The following is an 817-nucleotide window of genomic DNA, read 5'->3' as shown; positions in this document are numbered from 1 at the left end:
GAACGGTGGTACTAAGCATACGACAAGTAGGGCGGGACACGAGAAATCCTGTCTGAACATGGGGGGACCATCCTCCAAGGCTAAATACTCGTAATCGACCGATAGTGAACCAGTACCGTGAGGGAAAGGCGAAAAGAACCCCGGGAGGGGAGTGAAATAGATCCTGAAACCGTGTGCATACAAACAGTAGGAGCGGACTTGTTCCGTGACTGCGTACCTTTTGTATAATGGGTCAGCGACTTACATTCAGTGGCAAGGTTAACCGTATAGGGGAGCCGTAGAGAAATCGAGTCCGAATAGGGCGACAGTCGCTGGGTGTAGACCCGAAACCAAGTGATCTACCCATGGCCAGGATGAAGGTGCGGTAACACGCCCTGGAGGTCCGAACCCACTAATGTTGAAAAATTAGGGGATGAGCTGTGGGTAGGGGTGAAAGGCTAAACAAACTTGGAAATAGCTGGTTCTCTCCGAAAACTATTTAGGTAGTGCCTCAAGTATCACCATCGGGGGTAGAGCACTGTTATGGCTAGGGGGTCATTGCGACTTACCAAACCATTGCAAACTCCGAATACCGATGAGTGCGAGCTTGGGAGACAGACATCGGGTGCTAACGTCCGGTGTCAAGAGGGAAACAACCCAGACCGCCAGCTAAGGTCCCAAAGATTGGCTAAGTGGAAAACGAAGTGGGAAGGCTAAAACAGTCAGGATGTTGGCTTAGAAGCAGCCATCATTTAAAGAAAGCGTAATAGCTCACTGATCGAGTCGTCCTGCGCGGAAGATGTAACGGGGCTAAGCCAGTCACCGAAGCTGCGGATAT

The 817-nt window shown here is 50.8% G+C and carries 1 rRNA gene; it reads left to right on the top strand.

From position 1 onward, the window contains the following. Positions 1 to 817, top strand: a 23S ribosomal RNA gene (locus IFU00_22830); the annotation flags it as partial.

It is taken from the genome of Oxalobacteraceae sp. CFBP 8761 (assembly GCA_014841595.1).
In the GTDB taxonomy this organism is placed as follows: Bacteria; Pseudomonadota; Gammaproteobacteria; order Burkholderiales; family Burkholderiaceae_D; genus Telluria.
Note: the sequence above shows the minus strand (reverse complement) of the source record. Positions and strands in the feature narration are given on the sequence as shown.